Here is a 477-nt window from a genome sequence, read left to right on the forward strand (position 1 = left end):
CTCCTACCCATGCACCATGCTTGGCGTTTTGGGTATGCCATTCTCGCCACTCGATAAACTCGAAGGCGGCCAAAGTCACGCCATCAACAGCATGAGTTGCGGGTTCTGGCTTAGATTTGTCGGTTTTATTCTTTTCCAATCCTAACCATTTTCGTAGTTGACTTGTGCCATTTCCGTCTCGTTGCCAGCCTTGATGTACTTTGACTGGAGCGAGTTCAGATAACCATTGGATCATTTGACTCTGACCCACCATGACGGGAGAAAAACCTTTCCCTGATTTTGCTCCTTTTCGTCCACTGGTTCTATCTACGTCTGCCATCACTTTTTCGTAATGAATGACGCTAATGGGGTAAAGAGCAAATAACTCCCGAATAACTCGCAGTTCCAGTTGTCGGTTGGCTCGAATACTGGGCGGAAGTTTGCCTTTTCTTCGGTTAGAAAAGCGCTTTTGCCGATGACACCGTTGCTCAAAGGGGA

1 protein-coding gene is annotated in these 477 nt (G+C 47.4%); it reads right to left on the bottom strand.

Annotated elements, in window-relative coordinates; translation table 11 throughout:
- Positions 1-477, bottom strand: a 477-nt coding sequence (locus JUI58_RS27435) for an RRXRR domain-containing protein (protein ID WP_204101758.1), incomplete at both ends; no start/stop codon positions are given.

This window comes from Spirulina sp. CCY15215 (genome assembly GCF_016888125.1).
GTDB lineage: Bacteria > Cyanobacteriota > Cyanobacteriia > Cyanobacteriales > Spirulinaceae > CCY15215.